At 64.8% G+C, this 432-nt stretch carries 1 protein-coding gene; it reads left to right on the plus strand.

Annotated elements, in window-relative coordinates; genetic code table 11:
* The coding region (locus tag L901_RS24485) for an AGE family epimerase/isomerase (RefSeq protein WP_197419720.1) at window positions 1-432 on the plus strand (432 nt) is incomplete at both ends.

The following is a 432-nucleotide window of genomic DNA, read 5'->3' on the forward strand; positions in this document are numbered from 1 at the left end:
GGCCACCAGTTCGAATGGGCCTGGCTTCTGGTGCGCTGGGGCAGCCTGCGTGGAAACGACGAAGCGATCGGCAAGGCAAAACGGCTGTTCGAGATCGGTGAGGCCTACGGCATCTGCCCGCGCCGCAAGGTGGCGGTGATGAGCCTCTACGACGATTTTTCGGTGCATGACGGGCTGGCGCGGTTATGGCCGCAGACGGAATGGCTGAAGGCTTCGGTGCGGCTTGCGAGCGTCACGGGCGGCGAGGAGCGTCAGCGTTACCTCGCCTCCGGTCTCAGCGCCATCGGCGCGCTGCAGCCTTTCCTCGACACGCCGGTCAAGGGCCTGTGGTTCGACAAATGGCCGGCCGACAGGCCGATGCTCGACGAGCCGGCGCCGGCAAGCACGTTTTATCACATCGTCTGCGCCATATATGAGGCAGAGGCTGTGCTG

It is taken from the genome of Agrobacterium sp. D14, assembly GCF_001526505.1.
Taxonomy (GTDB): Bacteria; Pseudomonadota; Alphaproteobacteria; order Rhizobiales; family Rhizobiaceae; genus Agrobacterium; species Agrobacterium leguminum.